The sequence below is a fragment of the Bacillus sp. CH_48 genome, from assembly GCF_038008465.1.
GTDB lineage: Bacteria > Bacillota > Bacilli > Bacillales > Bacillaceae_G > Bacillus_A > Bacillus_A thuringiensis_S.
This window is the reverse complement of the sequence record NZ_JBBOZF010000001.1, coordinates 5,556,652-5,581,348: the sequence shown is the minus strand read 5'-3', so window position 1 is coordinate 5,581,348 and position 24,697 is coordinate 5,556,652. Positions and strand designations below refer to the sequence as shown.

Here is a 24,697-nt window from a genome sequence, read left to right as displayed (position 1 = left end):
CAGATTACTCTGCTGTACCACCAGGTGAAGATGAAGAATCCTTTTCATCCTTTTCTGGAGAAGTAGAAAATGGAAAGAATGCATTGGTGTATAACGTGAAAAACGTTCGCAACATATTTTGATAATGTTCAAAAGAAGTCGCACATGTTGTTAAATATTGCTCTCCATATTCAGTTAAAGAATAAATTCTTTTTGCCGGCCCTCCATCGCTTGTATCCCAAGTAGAAGAAATAAGGTTTTCTTTTTCTAATTTGCGTAGTGTTCTATAAACATTACCTTGGTCAACAGAAGAAAAGCCGATATCCATTAGCATTTGAATAAGTTTGTAACCATGAAGACTCCAGTCTTTTAGACAGAGAAGTAAGAAGGGAACTAAGAAGTTTTTTGGCATGGAGTTTGGTTGTTTCGCTTGGTTGTTCTCCAAACTTTCGCGTTGTTCTGGTTCATTTTGTAGCATGATTGTGCATCACCTCATGAATCAGTTAGATGGAATTTTTTGCTTATAAGTGCAATTTACACCTATCTGTTTTTAAAGTCAACACATTTGTTAGAAAATAGAAAAAAATAAAATATAGACTTGAAGTTTTATTCAGAATATTAGAAAATAGTGAATAGGTTGAATTGTTTCAAAAACGAAAAAGGGAGTGTAGGTAAAGTGATTGATCAAAAATTCGATCCACTACAAGCATGGAAAAATGCTTATGAACAAACCGAAACATTTTGGGGAAAAGCGCTCAATGAAACAATTAAAACAGAAGAATATTCTGCTTGGATGGGCAGCGTTCTAGATTTGAATTTGTTTTATCAAAAAGCATTAAATGATACGACAAAAAACTATTTAGAACAAGTAAATGTGCCGACGAAAGAGGATATCGCAAGAGTGGCTACGCTTGTTATTAACTTAGAAAATAAAGTAGATAACATTGAGGAGTTTCTAGAGGAGAAAGTAGATTCTTTAGGACAAGCTCCTACATTAAAGCGTGATGTGACGAAAGTGAAACAAGATATTCGTACGCTTGAAACAAAAGTAGATCAAATTTTAGAATTGCTAGAAAAGCAAAATGCAGTACTAGCTAAACTACAAGTACCTGTAAAAGAAGAGATAAAGCCTGCGAATAAGCCGGAAAATAAAAAATGATAAAAGCGCTTGTTTATAACAGGTAAAAGAGAGAGGGAGAATCTCTTTCACGTGTAAACGGCGAAACATAATTATATAGGGACTCTACAGTATGAGTACCAAAATGATTCATAACAATCGTTCACAAATTCATTTAAGGGGGAAAAGAAATGGTTCAATTAAATGGCAAAGTAGCAATCGTAACAGGTGGAGCAAAAGGGATTGGAAAAGCAATTACAGTAGCATTAGCACAAGAGGGAGCGAAAGTAGTTATTAACTATAATAGCAGTAAAGAAGCAGCTGAAAATTTAGTAAATGAACTAGGAAAAGATGGACATGACGTTTATGCAGTGCAAGCGGATGTTTCTAAAGTAGAAGATGCAAACCGACTTGTAGAAGAAGCTGTGAATCATTTTGGTAAAGTTGATATTCTTGTTAATAATGCTGGTATTACAAGAGATCGTACATTCAAAAAGTTAAATCGTGAAGATTGGGAGCGCGTAATTGACGTGAATTTAAGTAGCGTATTTAATACGACAAGCGCGGTTCTTCCATACATAACGGAAGCGGAAGAAGGAAGAATTATTAGCATTTCTTCTATTATTGGCCAAGCAGGTGGATTTGGCCAAACAAACTACTCAGCAGCAAAAGCGGGTATGTTAGGATTTACAAAATCATTAGCGTTAGAACTTGCAAAAACAAATGTCACTGTAAATGCAATTTGCCCTGGATTTATTGATACTGAAATGGTAGCAGAAGTACCAGAAGAAGTACGTCAAAAAATCGTTGCAAAAATCCCGAAAAAACGTTTTGGTCAAGCTGATGAAATTGCAAAAGGTGTAGTATACCTATGCCGTGACGGTGCGTATATCACAGGTCAGCAATTAAACATTAACGGCGGATTATATATGTAATGAAGTAAGAAAAAAGTGCATATCCATAGCAGGAATGCACTTCTTTTTTTAGAAGGAAATCGACCAAAAAGGAGATAGGAAAATGACTACATTCGCAACAGAATGGGAAAAGCAATTAGAGCTATACCCAGAAGAGTACCGAAAAGCATACCGCCGAGTGAAAAGGGCGAGTGAAATTTTATTACGTGAACCAGAGCCGCAAGTAGGATTAACGCCGAAAGAGGTTATTTGGACGAAGAATAAGACGAAGCTTTATCGCTACATTCCAAAACAAGAAAAAACACAAAGAGTTCCAATTCTGTTAATATATGCTCTTATTAATAAACCATATATTATGGATTTAACTCCTGGAAATAGTTTAGTGGAATATCTAGTGGATCGTGGTTTTGATGTGTATATGCTTGATTGGGGCACATTTGGTTTAGAAGATAGTCATTTGAAATTTGATGATTTCGTGTTTGATTATATTGCAAAAGCAGTAAAAAAAGTAATGCGAACTGCAAAAGCGGACGAGATTTCTTTACTTGGTTATTGCATGGGTGGAACGCTAACTTCCATTTATGCAGCACTTCATCCGCACATGCCAATTCGTAATTTAATTTTCATGACAAGTCCTTTTGATTTCTCTGAAACAGGATTGTATGGTCCTTTATTAGATGAGAAATACTTCAATTTAGATAAAGCGGTTGATACATTTGGAAATATTCCGCCAGAAATGATTGATTTCGGAAACAAAATGTTAAAACCAATTACGAACTTTGTTGGTCCATATGTTGCTTTAGTAGATCGTTCAGAGAATGAGCGCTTCGTCGAAAGCTGGAGATTGGTTCAAAAGTGGGTTGGTGATGGTATTCCGTTCCCAGGTGAATCATACAGACAGTGGATTCGTGATTTTTATCAAAATAATAAACTGGTTAAGGGTGAACTTGTTATTCGCGGACAAAAGGTAGACCTTGCAAATATTAAGGCGAATGTCTTAAATATTTCCGGGAAACGTGATCATATCGCTTTGCCATGTCAAGTAGAAGCGTTACTAGACCATATTTCTAGCACAGATAAACAATATGTATGTTTACCGACAGGGCATATGTCTATTGTTTACGGTGGAACAGCTGTAAAACAAACATATCCGACGATTGGAAATTGGCTTGAAGAGCGTTCTAATTAAAAATAAAAAAATCCAACTAGCCTATGTTAGTTGGATTTTTTTATGGAAAATAACAAAACATAGAAAGGAGAAATTTATATTTTAGGAGTATGATTATGAAACTTATGACCGGTAAGTTGTTTTGGAATACAGGAGTTTCTGTACCTTGTTATCCACCGTTAGAAAGTGATATGATATGTGATGTACTTGTAGTCGGAAGTGGCGAAGCAGGTGCTCATATAGCGCATTCGTTAGCGAAAATTGGTATGAGTGTTACTCTTATTGAAAAAAGAGCAATTGCGTGTGGTAGCACAGCTGCTAATACAGGTTTACTACAATTTCTTCATGATAAATCGTTAACTTCTCTTATCCATACATTTGGTAAAGAAAAAGGGGTACGAGCATATAAGCTTTGTTATGAAGCGCTAAGAACAATGGAAGAGGTTATACCGACTCTTGATATTGATCCCCATTTTATTCCGCGAAATAGTTTATATTATGCAAGTAAAAGTGAGGATGTCTCATTTTTACAAGAGGAATATAATACGTTACAGAATTATGGATTTCCAGTTGAATATTTTACAGAAGCTGATATTAAGAAACGTTATTCTTTTGCAAAACAAGCAGCGTTATATATGCAAGGTGATGCTGAGGTGAATCCGTATTTACTAGCGCATAGTTTTTTGCATAAAGCAAACCAAATGGGAGCTAATATATATGAACATACAGAGGCAATACATATAAAAAAACACCAAAATGATTTAATTTGTTACACGAAAACAGGAAATCAAATTGTAGCAAAGAATATTATTATGGCGACAGGTTATGAAGCGCTTTTTGGAAAGAAAGAAAAGAATACAACAGTAGAAACTTCTTATGCAATTGTAACAAATGAAATAGATCAGTTTGAAGGCTGGCATGAGCGATCGTTAATTTGGGAAACGGCACGGCCCTACTTATATTTTCGAACGTATCGAAACCGCATTATTGTAGGCGGATTAGATGAAGCGATGCAAATTCAAACAATCGGTGATACGAAATTATTGCATAAGCGTGATATCCTTATTAATATTGTAAAAGAACTGTTCCCGCAGTATAAAAATATACAGGCAGACTACTATTGGGCAGCCGCATTTGGTGGTACTCATGATGGTCTCCCCATTTTAAAAGAAGACGAAAAGATACATAATTTGTTTTACGCATTGCCGTATGGAGGTAATGGAACTGTATATGGAATGGTCTTTGCCAAATTATTTGAGCAGTTATTTACAAATAAAGAAAGTAAAGATTTTTCTTTATTTAATCGATAGAAAAAAGGTAGCGAAGTGATGGAATGAGAGATATAAAAAAGTTTTTACAAAAATTACGTCCTGTACAACTCATCGTTTTGTTTTATTTATTAGCGGTAGTTGTATCGGTAATATTGCTTAGTTTACCGTTTGTTACGAAGGCTGGTGTGAAATGGACATTTATAGATGCCCTCTTTACATCGGTTAGTGCGGTAAGTGTTACGGGACTGTCTGTTATTACGATTTCAGATACGTTTACTACAGCAGGAATTATTGTTTTAGCCCTTATTTTACAATTAGGCGGCTTAGGGATTATGGCACTTGGTACGTTTGTTTGGATTATAACGGGGAAAAAAATCGGTTTGCAGAGAAGAAGACTCATTATGGCAGATCATAATCAAGGGAATTTATCAGGCCTTGTAGAATTGATGCGTTCTATTTTAATTGTAATTATTTCGATAGAACTTATTGGAGCAATACTATTAGGTACAAGATTTCTACTTTATTTTCCAACTTGGCAAGAAGCTTATTTCCACGGTTTCTTTGCCGCTGTTAGTGCAACTACGAACGGAGGATTTGATTTAACTGGACAATCACTAATTCCGTACAAAAAAGATTATATTGTGCAAATGATTCATATGTTGCTTATTATTTTAGGAGCGATTGGCTTCCCGGTGTTAATGGAAGTAAAACAATTCTTTAGTAAAAGGCGACAGCAACTATTCCGCTTTTCGTTATTTACAAAATTGACGACAACGACATTTTTTGCACTCGTTATCGTTGGAACAATTATGATTTTTCTACTAGAACGAAATCAGTTTTTAGCAGGAAAGTCATGGCATGAAACAGTTTTCTATACATTATTCCAATCTGTGACGACGCGAAGTGGTGGACTGGCTACAATGGATATACGTGAATTGTCACAACCGACGCTTTTATTTATGAGTATATTAATGTTTATAGGGGCATCTCCAAGTTCGGTTGGGGGCGGAATACGTACAACAACATTTGCTGTTAGTATATTGTCACTATACACCTTTGCAAGGGGCGGTAGAACAGTTAGAGTCTTCAAACGTCAGTTACATGAAGAGGATGTACTGAAAGCATCTGTCGTTATGACGATGGGGATTTTGTTATGTGCTACTGCGCTATTCGTTTTATCTATTACGGAAAATGTACCGCTTATGAGCTTAATTGTTGAGGTTTGTTCTGCTTTCGGAACGACAGGACTATCAACAGGTGTTACGCCTGATTTAACAACTATTGGGAAACTTGTACTCATTGTGCTTATGTTTATCGGACGCGTTGGTATTTTAACATTTATTTTAGCTAGTGGTGGAAGGGAACAACCACCTCGCTATAAATACCCGAAAGAACGGATTATTATTGGATAGTATGAAACCATTCTACCTATGTTAGGTAGAATGGTTTTTTAGTCGTTAATGCCAAATTGTGGATGCATAAAAGCTTCATTTTTATTATCTGATTCGTTTTTTAGCAACTCTTGATTTTCTTCTGAAATCCACCCAATATCATTTGTAGGATGGATCCACTCATCACCAGCCATAATGGCAGGATCTACTTCATCACTCCAATTGTTAAGTGGACTGTTCTCGGAATTATATTTACTGTCTCCAATTACAACATCATATGGATTCACAAAAGGTTGTTGCATCGTTTTTCCTGTTCCTTTAAAAGATGGAAAATTCATTTGATGCGGGAGCGTTTCGTCTAAAATTGGTGATTGAATCTTTTCTTTTTTCTTCAAAATCATCGCTCCTTTTTATAATGATTTCTTCATACGTAGTATTTCCATCGAACGCCTCTTATGTACTTGTTAACACTTGCCAGTAATAATTATTTTAAATTGTTTCAAACTAGAGTAGAAAGTGATTTCTTGAGAGCAGGTGAATGTATTGGTAAAAAGAAAAGTAAAACAAAATGCGGCAATCAATAATAATAAAACTCCGAAAGAAAGCTTACCGGATGCAGAATTTGCATTAGAGTATGAAGGAGAAAATAGCGCAAAGTATGCTAATCGTAATTCAAAAAAAGGGAAACAAAAATGAGGCGTTTTTACAAACGCCTCATTTTTTTGTGGGATTATAAAGGTTTTTTTAATTATTTGTAAATTTAGTGTTTTCTATTAGCAGAAAAATGCGAAAAAACATAGAAGTAGCAACGTATTACACAAAAACAAACAACAAACAAAAGATTAATGTTGGTTTAATACTGCTTTTACACTAGTTGTTTATATTTGAGTTGTACATAAGATTTGTAAAAGGAGAGAGAAACAGTGAAAAAAACAATCTTTAAAGCTGTAGCGACTGGAATGGTATTTTCGTTATTAATGGGGTGTGGTGCAAAGAAGGAAGAAAGTGCTGGAGCGAAAGTGAAAGATGAAAAATTATCTGGATCATTAACTGTTTACACAGCAATTGAAGAAGAGCTTGTACCAATTTATCTTGATTCCTTTAAAAAGAAATATCCTGATGTGAAATTAAACATTGTACGTGATTCAACAGGAGTTATTACTGCGAAATTGCTAGCTGAAGGGAAAAATACACAAGCAGATGTTGTATGGGGAACTGCGGCATCAAGTCTATTAGCTTTAGATAAAAAAGATATGTTAAAAGGATACTCTCCAAAAGGAACAGATCGTGTTCTTCCGCAATTTAAAGATGATAAGCAACCTGAAAAATGGGTAGGAAATACTGCATTTATGACGGGGATTGCTGTAAATAAAGAAGAATTAAAGAAGAAAAATTTACCGATGCCAGAATCATATGAAGATTTAACGAAACCAGAGTATAAAGGAACACTTGTTATGCCACATCCAGCATCATCTGGAACAGGGTTTTTAACAGTTTCTGCATGGCTACAAATCATGGGTGAAGATAAAGGCTGGGATTACATGAAGAAACTTCATGATAATATGGCAAGTTATACGCATTCAGGATCAAAACCAGCAAAATTAGCAGGAGCAGGTGAATATCCAGTCGGTGTATCAATGGTTTATAGTGCTTTAAAAGAAAAACAAAAAGGTGCCCCAGTTGAAGTTGTACTGCCGAAAGAAGGATTAGGATGGGAAGTAGAAGCGAACGCACTTATTAAGAAAGATAATGCGAAAAATGATAAATTAGCGCAAGCATTTTTAGATTGGGCAATTACTGATGATGTAATGAAGTTATACTTTGAGAAAAATGGATTTGCGACAATTAAAAATGACTATAAACTTCCAGAGGGATTCCCGAAAGATGTTACTGAAAAATTATATAAAAAGAATGACTTTAAATGGGCAGCAGAAAATCGTGACAAAATTTTAGAAAAATGGGAAAAAGAGTTTGGCCAAAAAGCAGAACCGAAAAAGTAAGTGAGTGGGAGAGAGAAAAATGAGCGAATATTTATCAATTCAACACATTCAAAAACAGTTTGATGCATTTACAGCGTTAAAAGATATTTCTTTTACTGTGAACAAAAATGAGTTTGTTTGTTTATTAGGCCCAAGTGGTTGTGGGAAAACGACGTTGCTTCGCATTTTAGCGGGACTAGAGGAACCAACGACTGGCAGTATAGCTGTGAATGGAAAAGATATTACAGCATTGCCTCCTGGAAAGAGAAACTTCGGAATGGTTTTCCAATCGTATGCTTTATTTCCGAATTTAACAGCACTTGAAAATATTGAATACGGCTTAAAGACAAAAAAATATGGGAAAGCAGAAGTGAAAGAGAAAGCGCTAGATGCGTTAAAACTTGTAGATTTGCTGAATGTAAAAGATAAATATCCTGCTCAAATGTCTGGTGGACAACAGCAGCGAGTAGCACTTGCACGTGCGCTCGCTCTGTCTCCAGATATTTTGTTACTCGATGAGCCGTTATCAGCTTTAGATGCAAAAGTGCGTGAAAAATTACGTAGAGAAATGCGTGATTTGCAAGAGGAAATAGGAATAACGACGATTATGGTAACGCATGATCAAGAAGAGGCATTAACGATGGCTGATAAAATTGTTGTAATGAATCATGCGGAAATTATGCAGATTGGAACACCAGAGGAGATTTATCAAAGACCAGCCAATCCGTTTGTGGCAGATTTTATTGGTTCTATTAATTTCTTTTCGAAAAATAACGAAGAACATGCAATTCGTCCTGAACATGTAACAATTGTACAAAAGGAAGGTATTAAAACAGTTGTGGAAAGTATGGAATTTCGCGGATCCGTATATCGGACGGAAGTGCGAGTCATAGAAGAAAACACACACCTTTATAATGAGAAAATTGTAGTGGATATATTAGCATCAGAAGTAGAAGCAACCGCTATTAGAAAAGGAAAGCCGATTCAAATCTCTTTCTCAGAAAATCATATGTTGTCATATGGAAAGAAGGTCATTGTATAGATGGAGATGTTAGAAAACTATAAGGTAGAAAGTACGAAAAAAAAGATTAAGAGAAGTATTGGGAAAGAGGAATGGATCCAAAGGCTCGTAATTATCGGTATGATCCTTTCCTTCCTTATCATACTTGTATTGCCGCTATTACAAATATTTACACAAGCTTTTTATAATAAAGATGGAGTTTTCATTGGTTTAGCGAATTTCAGTAAATATTCCACAACACCAACTTTAGTTCAGTCTTTACAAAATACAGTATGGATTTCGGGCGCAACAACAATTATTTCAGTTGCAATCGCATTCGTTTACGCATATGCAATTGCCCGTACGAATGTTTTTGGAAAGCGTGTATTTCAGTATGTAGCGTTATTACCATTGTTCGCACCAACGATGATGCACGGTATAGCACTTACATATTTATTTGGTAATCAAGGGCTAGTAACGAAAGGGATGTTTGGGTTATTTGAAGGTATACAAATCCCTTTATATGGACCAGTAGGAATTGTAATAGCTGAAGTTATGTATACATTTCCGCAAGCATTTCTTATATTGCTAATTGCCTTTCAAGGATCTGATTATCGATTATATGAAGCTTCTAATATGTTAGGGGCGAGTAAAACAAAGCAATTTTTCACGGTTACTTTACCTAGTGTAAAGTACGGATTAATTAGTGCAATGTTTGTTGTGTTTACACTTAGTTTTACTGATTTTGGGGCACCAAAAATTGTTGGTGGGCAATATAATGTGCTTGCTACTGACGTATACAAACAAGTAATTGGACAGCAAAATATGCCGATGGGTGCAACTGTCGGAATGATTTTATTAATCCCAGCTATATTCGCATTTGTAGTTGATCGTATTACGCAAAGAAAGCAGGCGAATTTCTTATCTTCAAAAGCAGTACCATACAGAATAATAGCTAATAAGAAAAGAGATGTAATCTCATTCATATATTGTAGTGTAATTACACTTATGATCATTCTATTATTTGTTGCAGTTGGTATTGCTGCAAGTGTGAAAGTATGGCCATATAATATGAGTTTTACATTTGAGCATTTTAATTTTTCGAGTTTAACAGGAGATGGACTTGAAGCATTTAAAAATAGCGTAATTGTTTCAGCAGTTACAGCAGTTATTGGGGCGATTTTAACATTTGTATTCGCATATGCAATTGAGAAAATAGACCAGCTACAATTTTTTAGAAAAACAGGTTACTTTTTCTCTATAGTGCCGTTAGCGATACCAGGTTTAGTACTCGGATTAGGATATGTCTTTTTCTTTAGTCAACCAACGATTCAAATTCTGGGACTATCAGTAACGAATCCGTTTCATTCTTTATACGGAACAATCGCTGTGTTAGTACTAGTAAATATCATTCATTTTTATTCTGTAACATTTGTCACGGCAATGACTGCCTTAAAGAAATTAGACCGAGAGTTTGAGCTTGTTTCGCAGTCAATGGGTATTCCGTTTTATAAAACATTCTTTAGAGTAACAGTACCAATGTGTTTACCAGCAATTTTAGAAATGGTGATGTACTACTTCGTAAATTCGATGGTAACTGTGTCAGCAGTTGTATTCTTATATGCAGCTGATTTTAAACTAGCTGCCGTATCAATCGTAAATATGGATGATGCAGGAAATGTAGCGCCAGCAGCTGCAATGAGTGTACTTATTGTTATTACAAATATTGTAGTGAGAGTTGTATATGAATGGGGAACGAAAACACTTCGTAACCGAACTTCGCAATGGCAAAAAAGATAAATAAGAAGGGTGATGGACAGAATGAAAATTGAAGCAGTTATTTTTGATTGGGCAGGTACGACAGTTGATTACGGATGTTTTGCACCACTAGAAGTATTCATGAAGATTTTTCATAAACGCGGCGTTGAAATTACAGTAGAAGAAGCACGTAAGCCAATGGGATTATTAAAAATAGATCATGTAAGGGCACTAACAGAAATGCCTCGTATTGCGGATGAGTGGAAGCGTGTCTTCGGTCAATTACCAACAGAAGTAGACATTCATGAGATGTATGAAGAGTTTGAAGAAATTCTCTTTTCTATTTTGCCAAGTTATGCTACGCCGATTGAGGGGGTAAAAGAAGTAATCGCTTCTTTACGTGAGAGAGGCATTAAAATCGGTTCAACAACTGGTTATACGAGAGAAATGATGGATATTGTTGCAAAGGAAGCAGCGTTACAAGGATATAAACCTGATTTTCTTGTTACGCCAGATGATGTTCCAGCAGGCCGTCCATATCCATGGATGTGCTATAAAAATGCAATGGAACTTGATGTGTATCCGATGAATCATATGATAAAAGTAGGGGACACAGTATCAGATATGAAAGAAGGTAGAAATGCTGGAATGTGGACAGTTGGTGTAATTCTTGGAAGTAGTGAGCTCGGTTTAACGGAAGAGGAAGTGGAGAGTATGGATTCGGTAGAGCTTCGTGAAAAAATAGAAGTAGTTCGTAATCGGTTTGTTGAAAATGGGGCTCATTTTACGATTGAAACGATGCAGGAGCTCGAAAATATAATAGAACATATCGAGAAACAAGAACTAATTATTTCATAAAAGGGGCACTGGATCATGAATGAAAATCACTATTTATTATTAACACCAGGACCATTAACGACAACAAAATCAGTAAAAGAAGTTATGCTATACGATTGGTGTACGTGGGATGTTGAATATAATACGATGGTGCAAGAAGTAAGAGCTAAACTTGTATCGTTAGCGACGAAGGAAGAAGAGAAATATACAACAGTGTTAATGCAAGGAAGCGGTACGTTTTCAGTTGAAGCAGTAATTGGTTCTGTTATTCCGGCAAATGGGAAGCTTCTCGTTTGTACAAATGGTGCGTACGGTAAGCGCATCGTGCAAATGGCAGAGATGTTACAGATTGATGTAGTGGTCAGTCAAACAGAAGAGTGGGAACCTACTAATATTGTAGAAGTAGAAAAGTTATTGCAAGAAGATAAAGAGATTACGCATATTGCAGTTGTTCATTGTGAAACAACGACAGGTATTATAAATCCAATTGTAGATGTATGTAAATTAGGAAAGCAGTATGGAAAGGTTACAATTGTTGATGCGATGAGTAGTTTCGGCGGGATTGAAATAGACATTGCTGATTTACAAATTGATTTTTTAATTAGTAGTGCAAATAAGTGTATTCAAGGGGTTCCTGGATTCGGATTTGTAATCGCAAAACGTGATGAATTATTGAAGTGTAAAGGAAAAGGACGTTCTTTATCTCTTGATTTATATGATCAATGGGAAACGATGGAAAAACAAAATGGGAAATGGCGTTTTACTTCACCTACACATGTTGTACATGCTTTTTATCAAGCACTACTTGAACTAGAAAAAGAGGGGGGAGTGAGAGCGCGTTACAATCGATATTACAACAATCAAAAACTACTAGTGAATAGAATGGGAGAAATCGGATTTAAGCCACTAGTAGATGAGAAATATCAATCTCCTATTATTACATCTTTCATTTATCCAAAAGAGGGGTTCGAGTTTCAACAGTTATATAACGAATTAAAGCGTTATGGATTTGTTATTTACCCTGGAAAAATTTCGAAAGTAGATACGTTTCGCATTGGAAATATCGGTGATGTACATGAAGAAGATATTAATCGCTTAGTTGATAGTATTGCTAAAGGAGCTGTTATTGGATGAAAGTATTTTGCTTAGGTGGAGCAGGTAAAATTTGTCGTGAAGCTATTTTGGATTTAGTTCAATTTTCATCTTTTGAGACGATTACAGTAGCTGATTTTAACGAGGAAGAGGGCCGTAAAGTAGTAGAATGGCTCAACGATCCTCGTGTTGATTTTGTAAAAGTAGATGTAACGAATCATGAGGATACGGTTGCAAAAATGATTGGTTATGACATTGTAATGGACGGTACGACGATAAAGCTAAACGGATTGTCGACCCGCTGTATTGCAGAAGCAGGGTGTCACGGTGTGAACTTAAATGGATTTGGTGAAGAAAATGAATCGCATGCTATATTTGTTCAAAACGAAAAAACATGTTTACCTGGATTTGGCATGACGCCAGGTGTAACGCAAATGATGGCAATGCATGCAGCAAATCAACTGGATACTGTAGATACGATCCGCGTAAGTCACGGTTCGTATCGTCCGATTGCTTTTTCTGCATCAATTACAGAGACAACGACATATGAATATGATCCACATTTACCATCGCGTACAGTGTATGAAGATGGTGAATTTAAGCAAGTACTTCCGTTTGCGCGTCCAAGAGAAATAGAATTGCCAGCGCCTTATGGTAAGACAACGCAGTATATAATCCCGCATTCTGAAACAATTACGTTAGCAAAGGCACTAGAAAATAAAGGTATCAAACTGATAGAGACGAGAGGAACTTGGCCAAAGCAAAATATGCAACTTGTACATGCTTTATATGATTACGGCATATTGCGTAATGATCAGATTGAAATAAATGGGAAAGAAATTGGTATTATGGATTGTATTTCGCAGTATTTATTACAATCGAAAGAAGGACAAGAAACAGAGGTTTATGGTTATGCACTTCATGTAGAAGTAATAGGTATGAAAAATAATGAGAAGCAAAGACATGTATTATATCATACACATCCGTTATCTGATGGCTCTGTTGTAGGATGGGAAAAATTAAGAGCTTATACGAGAAACGTCGGTATTCCATTTGGGATTGCTGCAGAGTTAATTGCAAATGGAAATGTAAATAGGGTGGGTGTTGTTACGCCTGAAGAAGCTTTTGAAAATCCACAATTGATTTTTGATGAGCTAGCAAAGCGCGGTATTCATATTCATGAAAAAGTTTCTGCTTATAAAGAAAATTACAACCTTGTATAAATAAGGAAGTTTATGAGGGAGATATAAATGAGGTGAAGCTATGTCTGTAGTAGGAGAAGAAAGAAAGCGAACCATTCTTGAAAAGGTAGAATTTAAAGGGAAAGTAAAGGTTTCAGAATTAGCGAGAGAATTTGCTGTATCAACAGAAACGATTCGTCGATATTTAGAAGAATTAGATCGTGAAAAGAAGTTGAAAAAAGTGTATGGTGGAGCTGTTCAACTTCCAGGCGCTGGGGTAGAGGCACCAATGTTAGAAAGAGAAATGCTACATATAGAAGAGAAGAAAAGAATTGGTTATAAAGCAGCGACATTTGTAGAAGATGGTGATGTCATTGCAATTGATGATGGAAGTACACCGCTTCAAATGGTTCCATACCTTGTTCATCGTAAAAACTTAACGATTGTAACAAGTTCATTTCCAGTCGCAACACAATTAATTTCTTCTATTAATAAAAAGATGTTTCACGGTGAAGTTTTATTTATAGGTGGAAAAGTATCTCCAAAGCATTCGCGTGTATCAGGGTCTATTTCTCAGCAAGTAATACAGCAATTCCATTTTCATAAAGCGTTCGTTTCGATTGATGGGCTATTACCTAGTTTTGGAGTTTCCAGCTTTGAATTAGAGAAAGCGAAATTGTCAGAGGCGATGATGAAATTAGCTGAGAAAACATATATTTTATGTGATCATACGAAGGTAGGCGTGAAAGGGAATTATCGTATAGCAGCATTTTCACGTATTCAACATGTAATTTGTGATAAAAAAATGCCATATAGTTTTGAAGAAGAACTTATGAAGCATAATATTCAGTGGACAGTTTGTTAAATACAGTGAAAGTACCTAAACTCCCGCCTAATTTTTAGGAGGGAGTTTTATTGTCTGTAAATCGTAAAATAAAAGATTTGCATTTATGCAAAAAGTGGACACATTTTCTCATCTCTTTCATATAATTTACCAATACAAAAAAAGTTGGTCGAAGGAAAGAAGGGAGAACATGTCAGAACGAATATATAATAAACTTGTATTGTACGCGAATATTTTGCAAAAAATCGGTGTCATCAATGAGAAGGAAAAAAGTGAAATTCTTCATACGATAGGTAAAAAAGCCCTTTGAATAAAGGGCTTTTTATTATTTATCTTTAAAAATATAAATTTAATGTAATATTCTCATTGACAATGATAATGAGATTCATTATCATTTATTTGTGGATAATTGATAAGTATTATCAATTATAAAAATTATATATGATAGGGGATATTATTTTGAAAAAAAATTATATGAAGGCGCTAGTAGTAGCGACAACATTAGCAATTCCATTTGCTACGTACTCTACTCCAGCATTAGCAGCACTAAAAGTTGAAGCAAATCAATCGGTAGCAGCAGCGAGTGATCGCACGTATGATACTGAGATTAAAATATATAAGGATCAAAAAGACGAGCCATCTATGGTTTCTCAATATATAAAAGATCCTAAAGTAACAATTGCAGCTGGCAAAAAAATTGTCACTGTAACAATGCAAGATAGCGATTATTTTCAATATCTTAGAATAGAAGATAGAAACCAGCCTGGTGTATTTCATGATGTGAAAGTTTTGTCAGAAGATAAGAGGAAGAATGGAACGAAAGTAGTTCAATTTGAAATTGGCGAGTTTGAGAAGAAGCACAATATGCAAATGCATATACTTATTCCAGCTATTGGATATGATCACAAATATCAAGTTCAATTTGAAATTAAAGATCCAACTGTAGGTAACAAAGAAACAGAGAAACCAGATGATAACTCTAATTCAGGCAATACGGAAACGGATAATCCAGTTGATAATCAAAACATGATAACAGATAACAAATTAAGAGAACTTGTTAATAAAAAAGTATTTAATAGAAAAGATTTAAATACACCAATTACGAAAGAAGAGTTATTACAAGTAAAGGATTTGTTTTTAAATACAAACGAGATACTTGATTATAGTGCATTAAAATATATGCCAAATTTAAAATCTTTAACAGTTGCGAATGCAAAGATAAAAGATCCGTCGTTCTTTGCGAACCTAAAGCAATTAAATCATTTAGCTTTGCGTGGTAATGAATTTTCAGATGTAACGCCACTTGTTAAGATGAATAATTTAGAGTCTCTTGATTTAAGTAATAATAAAATTACAAATGTTGCACCACTAACTGAAATGAAAAATGTAAAAACTTTATATCTATCAGGCAACCAAATAGAAGATGTAACAGCATTAGCAAAAATGGAACAACTAGATTACTTGAATTTAGCAAATAATAAAATTAAGAACGTTGCTCCATTAAGTGCTTTAAAAAATGTAACATACTTAACTTTAGCAGGTAATCAAATTGAAGATATTAGACCGTTATATTCATTACCTTTAAAAGATTTAGTATTAACGCGTAATAATGTTAAAGATTTATCGGGTATTGATCAAATGAATCAATTAAATAAATTATTTGTCGGGAAAAATCAAATTAAAGATGTGACACCACTTGCTAAAATGACTCAGCTTACAGAATTAGATTTACCTAATAATGAATTAAAAGATATTACTCCATTATCAAGTCTAGTAAACTTACAAAAGCTTGATTTAGAAGCGAATTATATTACAGACTTATCACCAGTGAGCAATTTGAAAAAATTAGTATTTCTAAGTTTTGTTGCAAATGAAATCCGTGATGTCCGACCAGTTATAGAACTAAGTAAGACGGCTTATATCAATGTCCAAAACCAAAAAGTATTTTTAGAGGAAACAGAAGTAAATAAAGAAGTAAAAGTACCTATATATGAAAAAGATGGTGAGATTTCTACGAAAATTCGTCTGAAGAGCGATAACGGTACGTATAGTAATGGTGTAGTGAAATGGAGTACACCAGGTGAGAAAGTATATGAATTTGGTGTGAAAGATCCATTTGCGGATACAGGAATCTTCTTTACAGGGTCTGTTATTCAAAATGTAGTAGAAAGTAAAGACGGTAATACATCTAAAGAAGATGAGAAAACAGAAGTGGTAGAATTTAAAGATGTACCAAAGGGACATTGGTCAGAAAAAGCAATTAATTACTTAGCGAAAGAAAAGTTATTTATAGGCTATGGAAATGGTGAATTTGGATTTGGTGATAACATTACTCGTGGACAAGTAGCTCTTCTAATACAAAGGTATTTAAAATTAGAAAATAATCTAGAACCAAAAACGGCATTTACAGATACGAAAGGAAATATGTATGAAACGGCTATTGATGCAGTGGTTCAAGCTGGTATTATGACAGGGTATGGAAATGATATATTCCGTCCAGATGGAGTATTAACTCGATATGAAATGTCAGTAGTACTACAAAGAGTATTTCAGTTAAAAGAAAATGAAAATAGTGCAGAGAATTTCAAAGATATACCAAATGGCCATTGGGCGAAAGGATATGTGAAAGCTCTAGTAGATAATAAAATATCAAAAGGTGACGGGGAAGGGAATTTTTTAGGAGATAATTTCGTAACACGTGAACAATATGCACAGTTTTTATATAATGCAATAAAGAAATAAAATGAAACTTTAATCAGTGGGGGTTTTGTTTATCCCCCACTGATTATTAGCCCTCACCAATCGGGCTTTTACGGGCAGAGCCCGATCCCCGCCTAACTTCTTTGCTTTCGCTGCATTTTGAGGTGGGGGTCTTACTGCCCAGCAAATAGCGGGATAAAAAGTGAGGAAAATGCACTATTCTTTAATTAAAGAATAGTGCATTTTTTTATGTACAAAATGAAATAGGCAATAGATAGGAGTATAGACATATGAATAGCCTATTTTAAAGAAGAACCGCGAAACTATATTGACAAAAAAGCATTCTCATGTGATAATTCAATTAAATTTTTAGAATAATCAAAAAATATTCCTTTTACATAGAAAGGATTCGAACCTTATATGAATATTATGCCGGGGGTGACGAAATGTTATTTTTTCTGAAGAAATGGAATGAATTAAAAGATGTGAAATCTGAATTGGCACTTCGTGATTGGTTTTATGGTACCAAAATTAGTTTGTCGCTATGTACGTCAAAAGAGCCGTTAACATTTTTAGTAAATGTTGAGGGAAGAGATAAAGGGCTATTTTCGGAAGAAGATTTTATTGTCGTAAATTGCATGTGCGAGTCAGTATTTGAAAATGAAGAAAAACCAGCTGCAGAGTCATTTATGCATGCGGATATTTATAAAAAAAGTAGTGCAGGATGTATTTTACAAGTGCAGACTGTAGATAGTCATTTAATATCAGAGTTATATGGAGAAGAAGGAGAAGTAACGTTCGATAAACGCAGTGTGGAACGTGTTTTCGGAAAAGAAGGTATAACAGAAATGACCATTCCAATTGTAGAAGATGAAAAAAAATTCGCTGATTTATTAGAAAGCAATGTTCCGAATTTCATTGAAGGTGGAGGAGTAGTTCTTGTTCATAATTACGGCATGATTGTGTGGGGAAAAACGCCAGAAGAAGCGAAAAAATGGCTAGAGGGTATAGAATATTTAATGAACTATCATGTGAAATTATTAATGATTAAGGGCGCAAGAAGCTCTGTTATATAAAAATGAATGTGATATGGCCACAAGTTAATAAATAAATGAAAGCGTTTTAAAAAAATAATTTCACTCATAAAATATAGGTCTCCTTATTATATATAGATTACATGTTGACATGTAAGGAGGAACATATTTTGCGAGTTAAATATCATTTTCTGCCAAAGCAGCAAGTAACATTTTGCAAAATAAATGATTCTGGTGAAGAGGCACTGCAAACGATGAACAAAACGGGATTTCGAGCCATCCCGGTATTAGCAGAAGATGAGAAGAAATTCACGGGTATTATTTATAAAGTAGATTTATTAGAAAAAAAATGCAATAGCGGATTAGAGCATGTAAGTGCAGGAGATATGCTTGACAATTCCAATGCATTTATTTTTGAAAAGGATTCCTTCTTCAGAGCCTTTTATGTGATTCGTCGGCTTCCGTTTTTAGCCGTGCTAAATGATTATAATGAATTTGTCGGTATGTTAACGCATTCGAATATATTTGATGTTATTGAAGATTCATTTGGTATGCGGACAGGTGGTTATATATTAACAATTGCAACACAAGATTGTAAGGGAACGATTAAAGAGCTTGGGACATTGTTAAAAGCATATAATATCGGTGGGTTGTTTACACTTGATAACGGTGATCAATATATCCGCCGCGTTATTGTAAATATATCAGATGAGTTAGATGAAACAAGATTAAAGCAATTAATCGGAAAAATAGAGAAAAAAGGATTCAGAGTGAGTCATGTAGATTATATTTAAGTTAAAAAGAAAAGTACCTATCTGTTATATATAGATAGGTACTTTTCTTTGTGAGTAATAAACTTTATTTTGAAACAGGAGGCGGGGATAATGCTAGATCAGATAAAAAAATAAAGTCTGCATGCTCACGAATTTTAGGGATAGAAGTTTCAATAACGCGTGATGTAATTTCACCTGGGGGGCCCACATGCCCGATAGCTACCATAATAGGTTTTTCTTGAATTTTTTTGATGAGTAATTGGGCTTGTTTTGAAATATGTCCTGCTGTATACACATCATCAAAAAATAGTTGGTTTTCAATAATAGGAACTCCTAATTCTTTTCCGATTTTTGGGACGACACTATTAGTATTAGTTTTACTATCTAAGTAAAATAAACCGTGTTTTTTACAAGCAGCAAGTATAAGGCGAACAATTCTTTCATCCGCTGTTACTTTTGACCCCATATGATTGTTCATTCCAATTGCATGCGGAACTTCTTGAATCGCTTGTTCAAGTCGGTTGTTTATTTCTTCATCGCTTAAATCGGTTGTAATTGCTTTCGGTCCAAGCCATTCTTTTTTACCTTTAATAGGTTCCATTGGCATATGTATAATAACTTCATGGCCTTTTTTATGGGCAGCTATTGCATCTTCTTTTGTGGAAGGAAGAAAAGGCATAACAGCAACAGTGAGCGGAATGGGAAGTGATAACATTTGATTAGTCCCCTTCATATTATTGCCGAAATCATCAATGACAATAGCAACTTTATTCGTATGAGCATTTGCTTGAATAGGAAATAAGAAGGACGGTAAAAACAAAACAATGATGAACAATGTAATCGTATATTTTCGCATATAAATATTTCCTTTCTATTGTTATCCCGCTATTTGTGGGTAGTAAGACTCCCACCTCAACATTGGGCTGGATAGGTGGGAGATTCACTGCCTATAAACGCACGATTGGTGAATGCTAATAATCAGTGGGGCTGAACAAAAAACACTGATTAAAGTTTCACTTTATCAATCATCATTATGTTTTGCTTTTTTATATAAATTAAACAAAAAATGTCGAAGAAAAGTAGGTGGAAAATTAAGAATCCCCGGTTTACGTAGAATTTGTAAAAAAAGAAGATGAAAAAAATGTCTATTATTGCGAATGTATTTACAAAGATAGAATAATTTGTAATAATTCTCAAAGTGAGGGTAAAGATTTGTAAATTACAGGGAGAAAATGTTAAAATTTCTGATTCTTCAAATTTGTATATGATTAAGTAGTTCAAAAGGTCAATGGAGAAGTGAAGTTGAGAGCATGGAAGTATAATAAGGGGGATATGGATGTTTACTGTAAAAAGGAAGTACACATTAGAAAAGCTTTCACGTGATATTCATATGAAACGTGAAGAAATGATTCAACTAGGATTAACAAGTGGGCTAAATAGTAGGGAGACAATTCAAGTTAGTCAAGAATTGGACAAGCTTATTTTACAATATCAGTGTTATAAAGAAAAACAAACACCGAAATGGTTTTCAATTATAAAAATACCAATTTTCCAAATCGGGTATGAAGGAAAATCAAATAATTTTTGGCGAATGCTTGTCACTGGTTTTATGAAATAAGTATAATTACCCTTATAGGATAAGGATAATTATACTATGTGTAACGGAATTTCGATATGAACTGTCGTTCCTTCGTTTTCTGTACTGTCAATAAAAATATGCCCATTATACATCTCTACAATTCGTTTACATATGACAAGTCCAAGACCTGTTCCAGTATCTTTATTAGTAAAGAACGGATGAAAGAGGTGTTTTTGAATATGTTGCGGAATCCCTTTTCCAGTATCTGTAATCTGCAATTGTGCGTGTGTTTCATTGTTTTTTACTACAATGGTTAGTGTATCACTAGAAGTCATGGCCTCAATTGCATTTTTTGTAATGTTTAAAACCACTTGTTTCATATGGTCTTTCGAACAACGGATATGAACAGGATGGTCTGGCAAATGTAAATGGAATACAATGTTATGTAAATTCGCCTCAGATTGAATAATTAATGCTACCTCATTTAGAATTGTTCTTACGTCATATGTTTGTTCGATGATGGCGGTTGGCTTGCCGAGAATAAGAAATTCACTTACAATTTCATTGATTCGCTCTATTTCTTGTTCAATTACGGAAAAGTAGAACTGATCTTGTTCATCTTTATATTTCTCTTTTAATAGAGCGACGAGTCCTTTAATTCCAGTAAGAGGATTACGGATTTCGTGTGCTGTACTTGCTGCAAAAGTTCCAACTAATTCAATTTTCTGTAGTTCATTTTGTTGTCTTTCAAGTTTTGTTTGACGTTTTAACAACATATATTGAGCAAGTAAAAATAAAATAGACATTAAAAATAAAGTAGCGATACACTCTATTGCAACCCACTGGTATAAGTTTTTTTGATGAATAGGTAATGGTGAAACAGAGACCTTCCAATTTAATCTTTGGAGTGGAGTAGTAAGCATATTAGAATGCGTATCACTTGTGTCATTATTATCATCGGTTAGAAAAACTACATCATGTTTATCAGTTACCTCAAAATGGTATTGTGGTTTAATGGCATTTAAAGAAGATGAAATGTAATCAAAGCGTAAACTAGCTAATAATAATCCTGAGAGCTCCTTCTGTTTATTGAATATGGGGGCAGCAATCATAATAGCTTTATGTCCAAGAACGCGATCAGTAATGACTGATGATACAGTGGTTTTTTTAGTTTGTAGAACGTCTTGAATATATTTACGGTCTGAAACATCTACGGGCTTTGATTCATCTTCAGATGCGATTGTAATGACCCCTTTTGGTGTAGCGTAATATAGACCAGAAAAGCGTGCATCGTTTCCATCTGTATCATGTACAATTTGTTTAATGCCATTTATATTACCAGTCTCGGTGCCTACAACTTTTGCAAGCATGTCTAAAGCAGAAATTGCTTCACCAAGATGATGATCTAAATAATCTCTATATAAAAAGAGAACTGTATGAGCGGATAATTTGTTTTCCTGTTTCATTTTATATGTATGATACGAATAAAATGTAGCACCAATCCCTATTGTCGGTAGGATAACAAGCAATATATATATAATTATGCTTTGGAATTTGACTTTCAAATGTGGTACTCCTTCTTTTTTTATTATCATTATATATAAACTATGTTAAAATTGTCATGTTTTTATTCAAGAATGATTCTTAATATATTAGGGGAGAGGAAATGGATGAGTGAATGCTCATTCGGAATTCACATGAAGTATGAAGTGGCATTTTCTTTTTATTGCTGAGAATTTAAGTGAAGGGTTGAAAGTTGTATGACATCAAATAATGAACGAGAAGATATTTCTCAATCTTTAAAAGTATTTATTGCATTATCTCGTGTACATCGTTCTGTTATGGATACTACAAATAAATCTATACAAAGTAACGGGTTAAATCCAACGGAATTTGCTGTATTAGAACTGCTATATCATAAAGGCGGTCAACCACTCCAGCAAATTGGTGAGCGCATTTTAATAGCCAGTGGCAGCATTACATATGTTGTAGATAAGCTGGAGAAAAAGGGATTAGTAAAGAGAATCCCATGCCCGAATGACAGACGTGTTATTTACGCGCAATTAACTGAGTCTGGCGAGAACTTTATTGCTTCTATTTTTCCGGGGCATGAGAAAGTTATACATCAGTCTTTTGAAATGTTAACGAAAGATGAAAAAGATGAATTACTTGATCTATTAAAAAAAATTGGGAAGTATGAAAAATAATAATATGTTCCAAAGGAGCTTTGGATAAATAAATCCAAGGCTTTTTTATTTGCAATGAACTCAGGGTAGTAACTGCCGAATTTTGTTGAAAATTAAGAGGGAATTCGGGAATACGTATTGAATTATAGTAAAGGTATGTAATGGAGAGGAGGCTCGTTCATGTCATTTAAAGACTATGAATATAAACGCCCAAATATTGAAGAGTTAAAAGAGAAATTTACTGTTGCTTTAGAGAAGTTTGATAACGCAAAAACTGTAGAAGAACAAAAACAAGTCATTAATTCAATTAATGAAATTCGCAACGATTTTGGTACAATGGGAAACCTTTGTTACATTCGCCATTCTGTTGATACGACGGATACTTTTTATAAGGAGGAGCAGGATTTCTTTGATGAATTCTCTCCAGTTGTACAAGGATATGGTACAAAATATTATAAGGCACTCATTAATTCTCCATTTCGTGAAGAATTAGAGGCGTATTATGAAAAACAATTATTTGCTCTAGCAGAATGTGATTTAAAAACATATTCAGATGAAGTCGTGAAAGATTTACAATTAGAAAATAAATTATCGTCGCAATATACACAGTTATTAGCATCTGCAAAAATTGACTTTGCTGGAGAAGAAAGAACGTTATCGCAACTGATTCCGTTTATGCAAGGAAAAGAAAGAAGCGAACGTAAAGCAGCAAGTGAAGCATACTACGGATTTTTAGCTGGAAATGAGGAAGAACTAGATCGTATTTATGATGAGCTTGTTAAAGTGAGAACGAAAATCGCAAAATCTTTAGGTTTCAAAAACTTTGTTGAACTTGGATATGCAAGAATGTACCGTACAGATTATAATGCGGAGATGGTGGCTAATTACCGTCAGCAAGTGCTGGATTATATCGTTCCCGTTACAACGGAATTAAGAAAGCGACAACAAGCACGTATCGGTGTAGAGAAGTTAGCTTATTACGACGAAAACTTTGAGTTTGCTACAGGGAACCCAACTCCAAAAGGAGATGCGGATTGGATTGTTGATCATGGAAAGACGATGTATAAAGAGTTATCGGCTGAGACAGATGAATTTTTCAATTTCATGCTAGATAATGATTTATTAGATTTAGTTGCGAAAAAAGGAAAAGCTGGTGGCGGATATTGTACATATATTGAGAATTATAAAGCGCCATTTATTTTCTCAAACTTCAATGGAACATCTGGTGACATTGATGTATTAACACATGAAGCAGGTCATGCTTTCCAAGTATATGAAAGTCGTAAATTTGAAATTCCAGAATATAATTGGCCAACATATGAAGCGTGTGAAATCCACTCTATGAGTATGGAATTTTTTACATGGCCATGGATGAAGCTATTCTTTGAAGAAGATGCAGATAAATATTACTTCTCTCACTTAAGTTCAGCACTTCTGTTTTTACCTTATGGCGTATCAGTTGATGAATATCAACATTATGTATATGAAAATCCTGAAGCATCACCTGAAGAGCGTAAGACAGCATGGCGTAACATAGAGAAGAAATACTTACCGCATCGTGATTATGAGGATAATGATTATTTAGAGCGCGGTGGTTTTTGGCAACGTCAAGGGCATATTTATAGTTCACCTTTCTATTATATTGATTACACGCTTGCTCAAATTTGTGCGCTACAATTTTGGAAACGTGCAAGAGATAATAGACAAGAGGCGTGGGAAGATTATGTGAATCTGTGCCAACAAGGTGGAAGTAAATCGTTCTTAGAATTAGTAGAAGTTGCAAATTTAACATCACCATTTGCTGAAGGCTGTGTGAAAAGTGTTATTACAGAAATTGAAGCATGGTTACATGCGATTGACGACACAAAATTGTAAAAAACATGCGCTTTTTTTC

Annotated in this window: 23 protein-coding genes; 19 read left to right on the top strand and 4 right to left on the bottom strand. The window is 34.6% G+C overall.

What is annotated here, in order from left to right:
- Nucleotides 1-4: 4 nt before the first annotated feature.
- The gene (gene phaQ / locus N2V92_RS28240) at nucleotides 5-457 is read right to left on the bottom strand and encodes a poly-beta-hydroxybutyrate-responsive repressor (protein WP_000939954.1); all 453 of its coding nucleotides are present in this window, start codon (nucleotides 455-457) and stop codon (nucleotides 5-7) included.
- A gap of 198 nt (nucleotides 458-655) precedes the next feature.
- Here phaQ and phaR point away from each other — a divergent pair, with 198 nt between their 5' ends.
- From phaR to N2V92_RS28215, 5 genes are all read left to right on the top strand, one after another.
- On the top strand, nucleotides 656-1,138 hold the full coding sequence (gene phaR, locus N2V92_RS28235) for a polyhydroxyalkanoic acid synthase subunit PhaR (RefSeq protein WP_000566941.1): 483 nt from the start codon (nucleotides 656-658) through the stop codon (nucleotides 1,136-1,138).
- 149 nt (nucleotides 1,139-1,287) lie between these two features.
- Nucleotides 1,288-2,031, top strand: coding sequence for an acetoacetyl-CoA reductase (locus N2V92_RS28230; protein ID WP_000250407.1), 744 nt, complete (start codon nucleotides 1,288-1,290; stop codon nucleotides 2,029-2,031).
- An 82-nt stretch (nucleotides 2,032-2,113) separates the two neighbouring features.
- Nucleotides 2,114-3,199: a class III poly(R)-hydroxyalkanoic acid synthase subunit PhaC gene (gene phaC, locus N2V92_RS28225; RefSeq protein ID WP_000206331.1), complete on the top strand. Its 1,086-nt coding sequence runs from the start codon at nucleotides 2,114-2,116 to the stop codon at nucleotides 3,197-3,199.
- A gap of 95 nt (nucleotides 3,200-3,294) precedes the next feature.
- Nucleotides 3,295-4,488 carry an NAD(P)/FAD-dependent oxidoreductase gene (locus N2V92_RS28220; RefSeq protein WP_000772566.1) on the top strand — a complete coding sequence of 398 codons (1,194 nt, stop codon included), beginning with the start codon at nucleotides 3,295-3,297 and terminating at the stop codon, nucleotides 4,486-4,488.
- A gap of 23 nt (nucleotides 4,489-4,511) precedes the next feature.
- A complete protein-coding gene (locus N2V92_RS28215) occupies nucleotides 4,512-5,861 on the top strand; it encodes a TrkH family potassium uptake protein (RefSeq protein ID WP_016077949.1) in 1,350 nt (449 codons plus the stop codon).
- A gap of 38 nt (nucleotides 5,862-5,899) precedes the next feature.
- Here the strand turns inward: N2V92_RS28215 and N2V92_RS28210 are convergent, their stop codons facing one another.
- Nucleotides 5,900-6,235, bottom strand: coding sequence for a DUF3905 domain-containing protein (locus N2V92_RS28210; RefSeq protein WP_000726020.1), 336 nt, complete (start codon nucleotides 6,233-6,235; stop codon nucleotides 5,900-5,902).
- A gap of 148 nt (nucleotides 6,236-6,383) precedes the next feature.
- On the opposite strand from N2V92_RS28210, the gene N2V92_RS28205 reads away from it, so the two are divergent.
- The 11 genes from N2V92_RS28205 (at nucleotide 6,384) to cbpA (ending at nucleotide 19,059) form a co-directional block, all read left to right on the top strand.
- The gene (locus N2V92_RS28205; RefSeq protein ID WP_000240799.1) at nucleotides 6,384-6,536 is read left to right on the top strand and encodes a hypothetical protein; all 153 of its coding nucleotides are present in this window, start codon (nucleotides 6,384-6,386) and stop codon (nucleotides 6,534-6,536) included.
- A gap of 227 nt (nucleotides 6,537-6,763) precedes the next feature.
- Entirely contained in the window at nucleotides 6,764-7,840 is a 1,077-nt protein-coding gene (locus N2V92_RS28200; RefSeq protein ID WP_000750915.1) for a putative 2-aminoethylphosphonate ABC transporter substrate-binding protein, read from the top strand.
- Between the two features lie 19 nt (nucleotides 7,841-7,859).
- Nucleotides 7,860-8,861, top strand: a complete 1,002-nt coding sequence (locus N2V92_RS28195; protein ID WP_000006195.1) for a putative 2-aminoethylphosphonate ABC transporter ATP-binding protein — start codon at nucleotides 7,860-7,862, stop codon at nucleotides 8,859-8,861.
- Nucleotides 8,862-10,619: a putative 2-aminoethylphosphonate ABC transporter permease subunit gene (locus tag N2V92_RS28190; protein ID WP_042597414.1), complete on the top strand. Its 1,758-nt coding sequence runs from the start codon at nucleotides 8,862-8,864 to the stop codon at nucleotides 10,617-10,619.
- A 21-nt stretch (nucleotides 10,620-10,640) separates the two neighbouring features.
- Nucleotides 10,641-11,435, top strand: coding sequence for a phosphonoacetaldehyde hydrolase (phnX, locus tag N2V92_RS28185; RefSeq protein ID WP_000687386.1), 795 nt, complete (start codon nucleotides 10,641-10,643; stop codon nucleotides 11,433-11,435).
- 15 nt (nucleotides 11,436-11,450) lie between these two features.
- Nucleotides 11,451-12,548, top strand: a complete 1,098-nt coding sequence (gene phnW, locus N2V92_RS28180) for a 2-aminoethylphosphonate--pyruvate transaminase (protein WP_001004779.1) — start codon at nucleotides 11,451-11,453, stop codon at nucleotides 12,546-12,548.
- On the top strand, nucleotides 12,545-13,729 hold the full coding sequence (locus N2V92_RS28175) for a saccharopine dehydrogenase family protein (RefSeq protein WP_000862157.1): 1,185 nt from the start codon (nucleotides 12,545-12,547) through the stop codon (nucleotides 13,727-13,729). Before phnW ends, N2V92_RS28175 begins: the two co-directional genes overlap by 4 nt.
- A 40-nt stretch (nucleotides 13,730-13,769) precedes the next feature.
- A complete protein-coding gene (locus N2V92_RS28170; protein ID WP_000117666.1) occupies nucleotides 13,770-14,552 on the top strand; it encodes a DeoR/GlpR family DNA-binding transcription regulator in 783 nt (260 codons plus the stop codon).
- A gap of 438 nt (nucleotides 14,553-14,990) precedes the next feature.
- On the top strand, nucleotides 14,991-17,273 hold the full coding sequence (locus tag N2V92_RS28165; protein WP_042597418.1) for an NEAT domain-containing leucine-rich repeat protein: 2,283 nt from the start codon (nucleotides 14,991-14,993) through the stop codon (nucleotides 17,271-17,273).
- Nucleotides 17,274-17,677: 404 nt separating this feature from the next.
- Nucleotides 17,678-18,307, top strand: a complete 630-nt coding sequence (locus N2V92_RS28160) for a class II aldolase/adducin family protein (protein ID WP_000896006.1) — start codon at nucleotides 17,678-17,680, stop codon at nucleotides 18,305-18,307.
- 128 nt (nucleotides 18,308-18,435) lie between these two features.
- On the top strand, nucleotides 18,436-19,059 hold the full coding sequence (cbpA, locus tag N2V92_RS28155; RefSeq protein ID WP_001264214.1) for a cyclic di-AMP binding protein CbpA: 624 nt from the start codon (nucleotides 18,436-18,438) through the stop codon (nucleotides 19,057-19,059).
- 64 nt (nucleotides 19,060-19,123) lie between these two features.
- Here cbpA and N2V92_RS28150 read toward each other — a convergent pair whose 3' ends face one another.
- Nucleotides 19,124-19,894 (bottom strand): divergent polysaccharide deacetylase family protein, encoded by a 771-nt coding sequence (locus tag N2V92_RS28150; protein ID WP_042597420.1) that lies wholly within the window; start codon nucleotides 19,892-19,894, stop codon nucleotides 19,124-19,126.
- 480 nt (nucleotides 19,895-20,374) lie between these two features.
- Between N2V92_RS28150 and N2V92_RS28145 the strand changes: the two genes are divergently transcribed.
- Nucleotides 20,375-20,656, top strand: coding sequence for an aspartyl-phosphate phosphatase Spo0E family protein (locus N2V92_RS28145; protein ID WP_000495537.1), 282 nt, complete (start codon nucleotides 20,375-20,377; stop codon nucleotides 20,654-20,656).
- Nucleotides 20,657-20,685: 29 nt separating this feature from the next.
- Here the strand turns inward: N2V92_RS28145 and N2V92_RS28140 are convergent, their stop codons facing one another.
- On the bottom strand, nucleotides 20,686-22,182 hold the full coding sequence (locus tag N2V92_RS28140) for a DUF3149 domain-containing protein (protein ID WP_000865060.1): 1,497 nt from the start codon (nucleotides 22,180-22,182) through the stop codon (nucleotides 20,686-20,688).
- A gap of 195 nt (nucleotides 22,183-22,377) precedes the next feature.
- Between N2V92_RS28140 and N2V92_RS28135 the strand changes: the two genes are divergently transcribed.
- Both N2V92_RS28135 and N2V92_RS28130 read left to right on the top strand, forming a co-directional pair.
- The gene (locus tag N2V92_RS28135) at nucleotides 22,378-22,824 is read left to right on the top strand and encodes a MarR family winged helix-turn-helix transcriptional regulator (RefSeq protein WP_000203336.1); all 447 of its coding nucleotides are present in this window, start codon (nucleotides 22,378-22,380) and stop codon (nucleotides 22,822-22,824) included.
- A 159-nt stretch (nucleotides 22,825-22,983) separates the two neighbouring features.
- Nucleotides 22,984-24,678, top strand: coding sequence for a M3 family oligoendopeptidase (locus N2V92_RS28130; RefSeq protein WP_000008588.1), 1,695 nt, complete (start codon nucleotides 22,984-22,986; stop codon nucleotides 24,676-24,678).
- The last annotated feature ends 19 nt before the right edge of the window (nucleotides 24,679-24,697 follow it).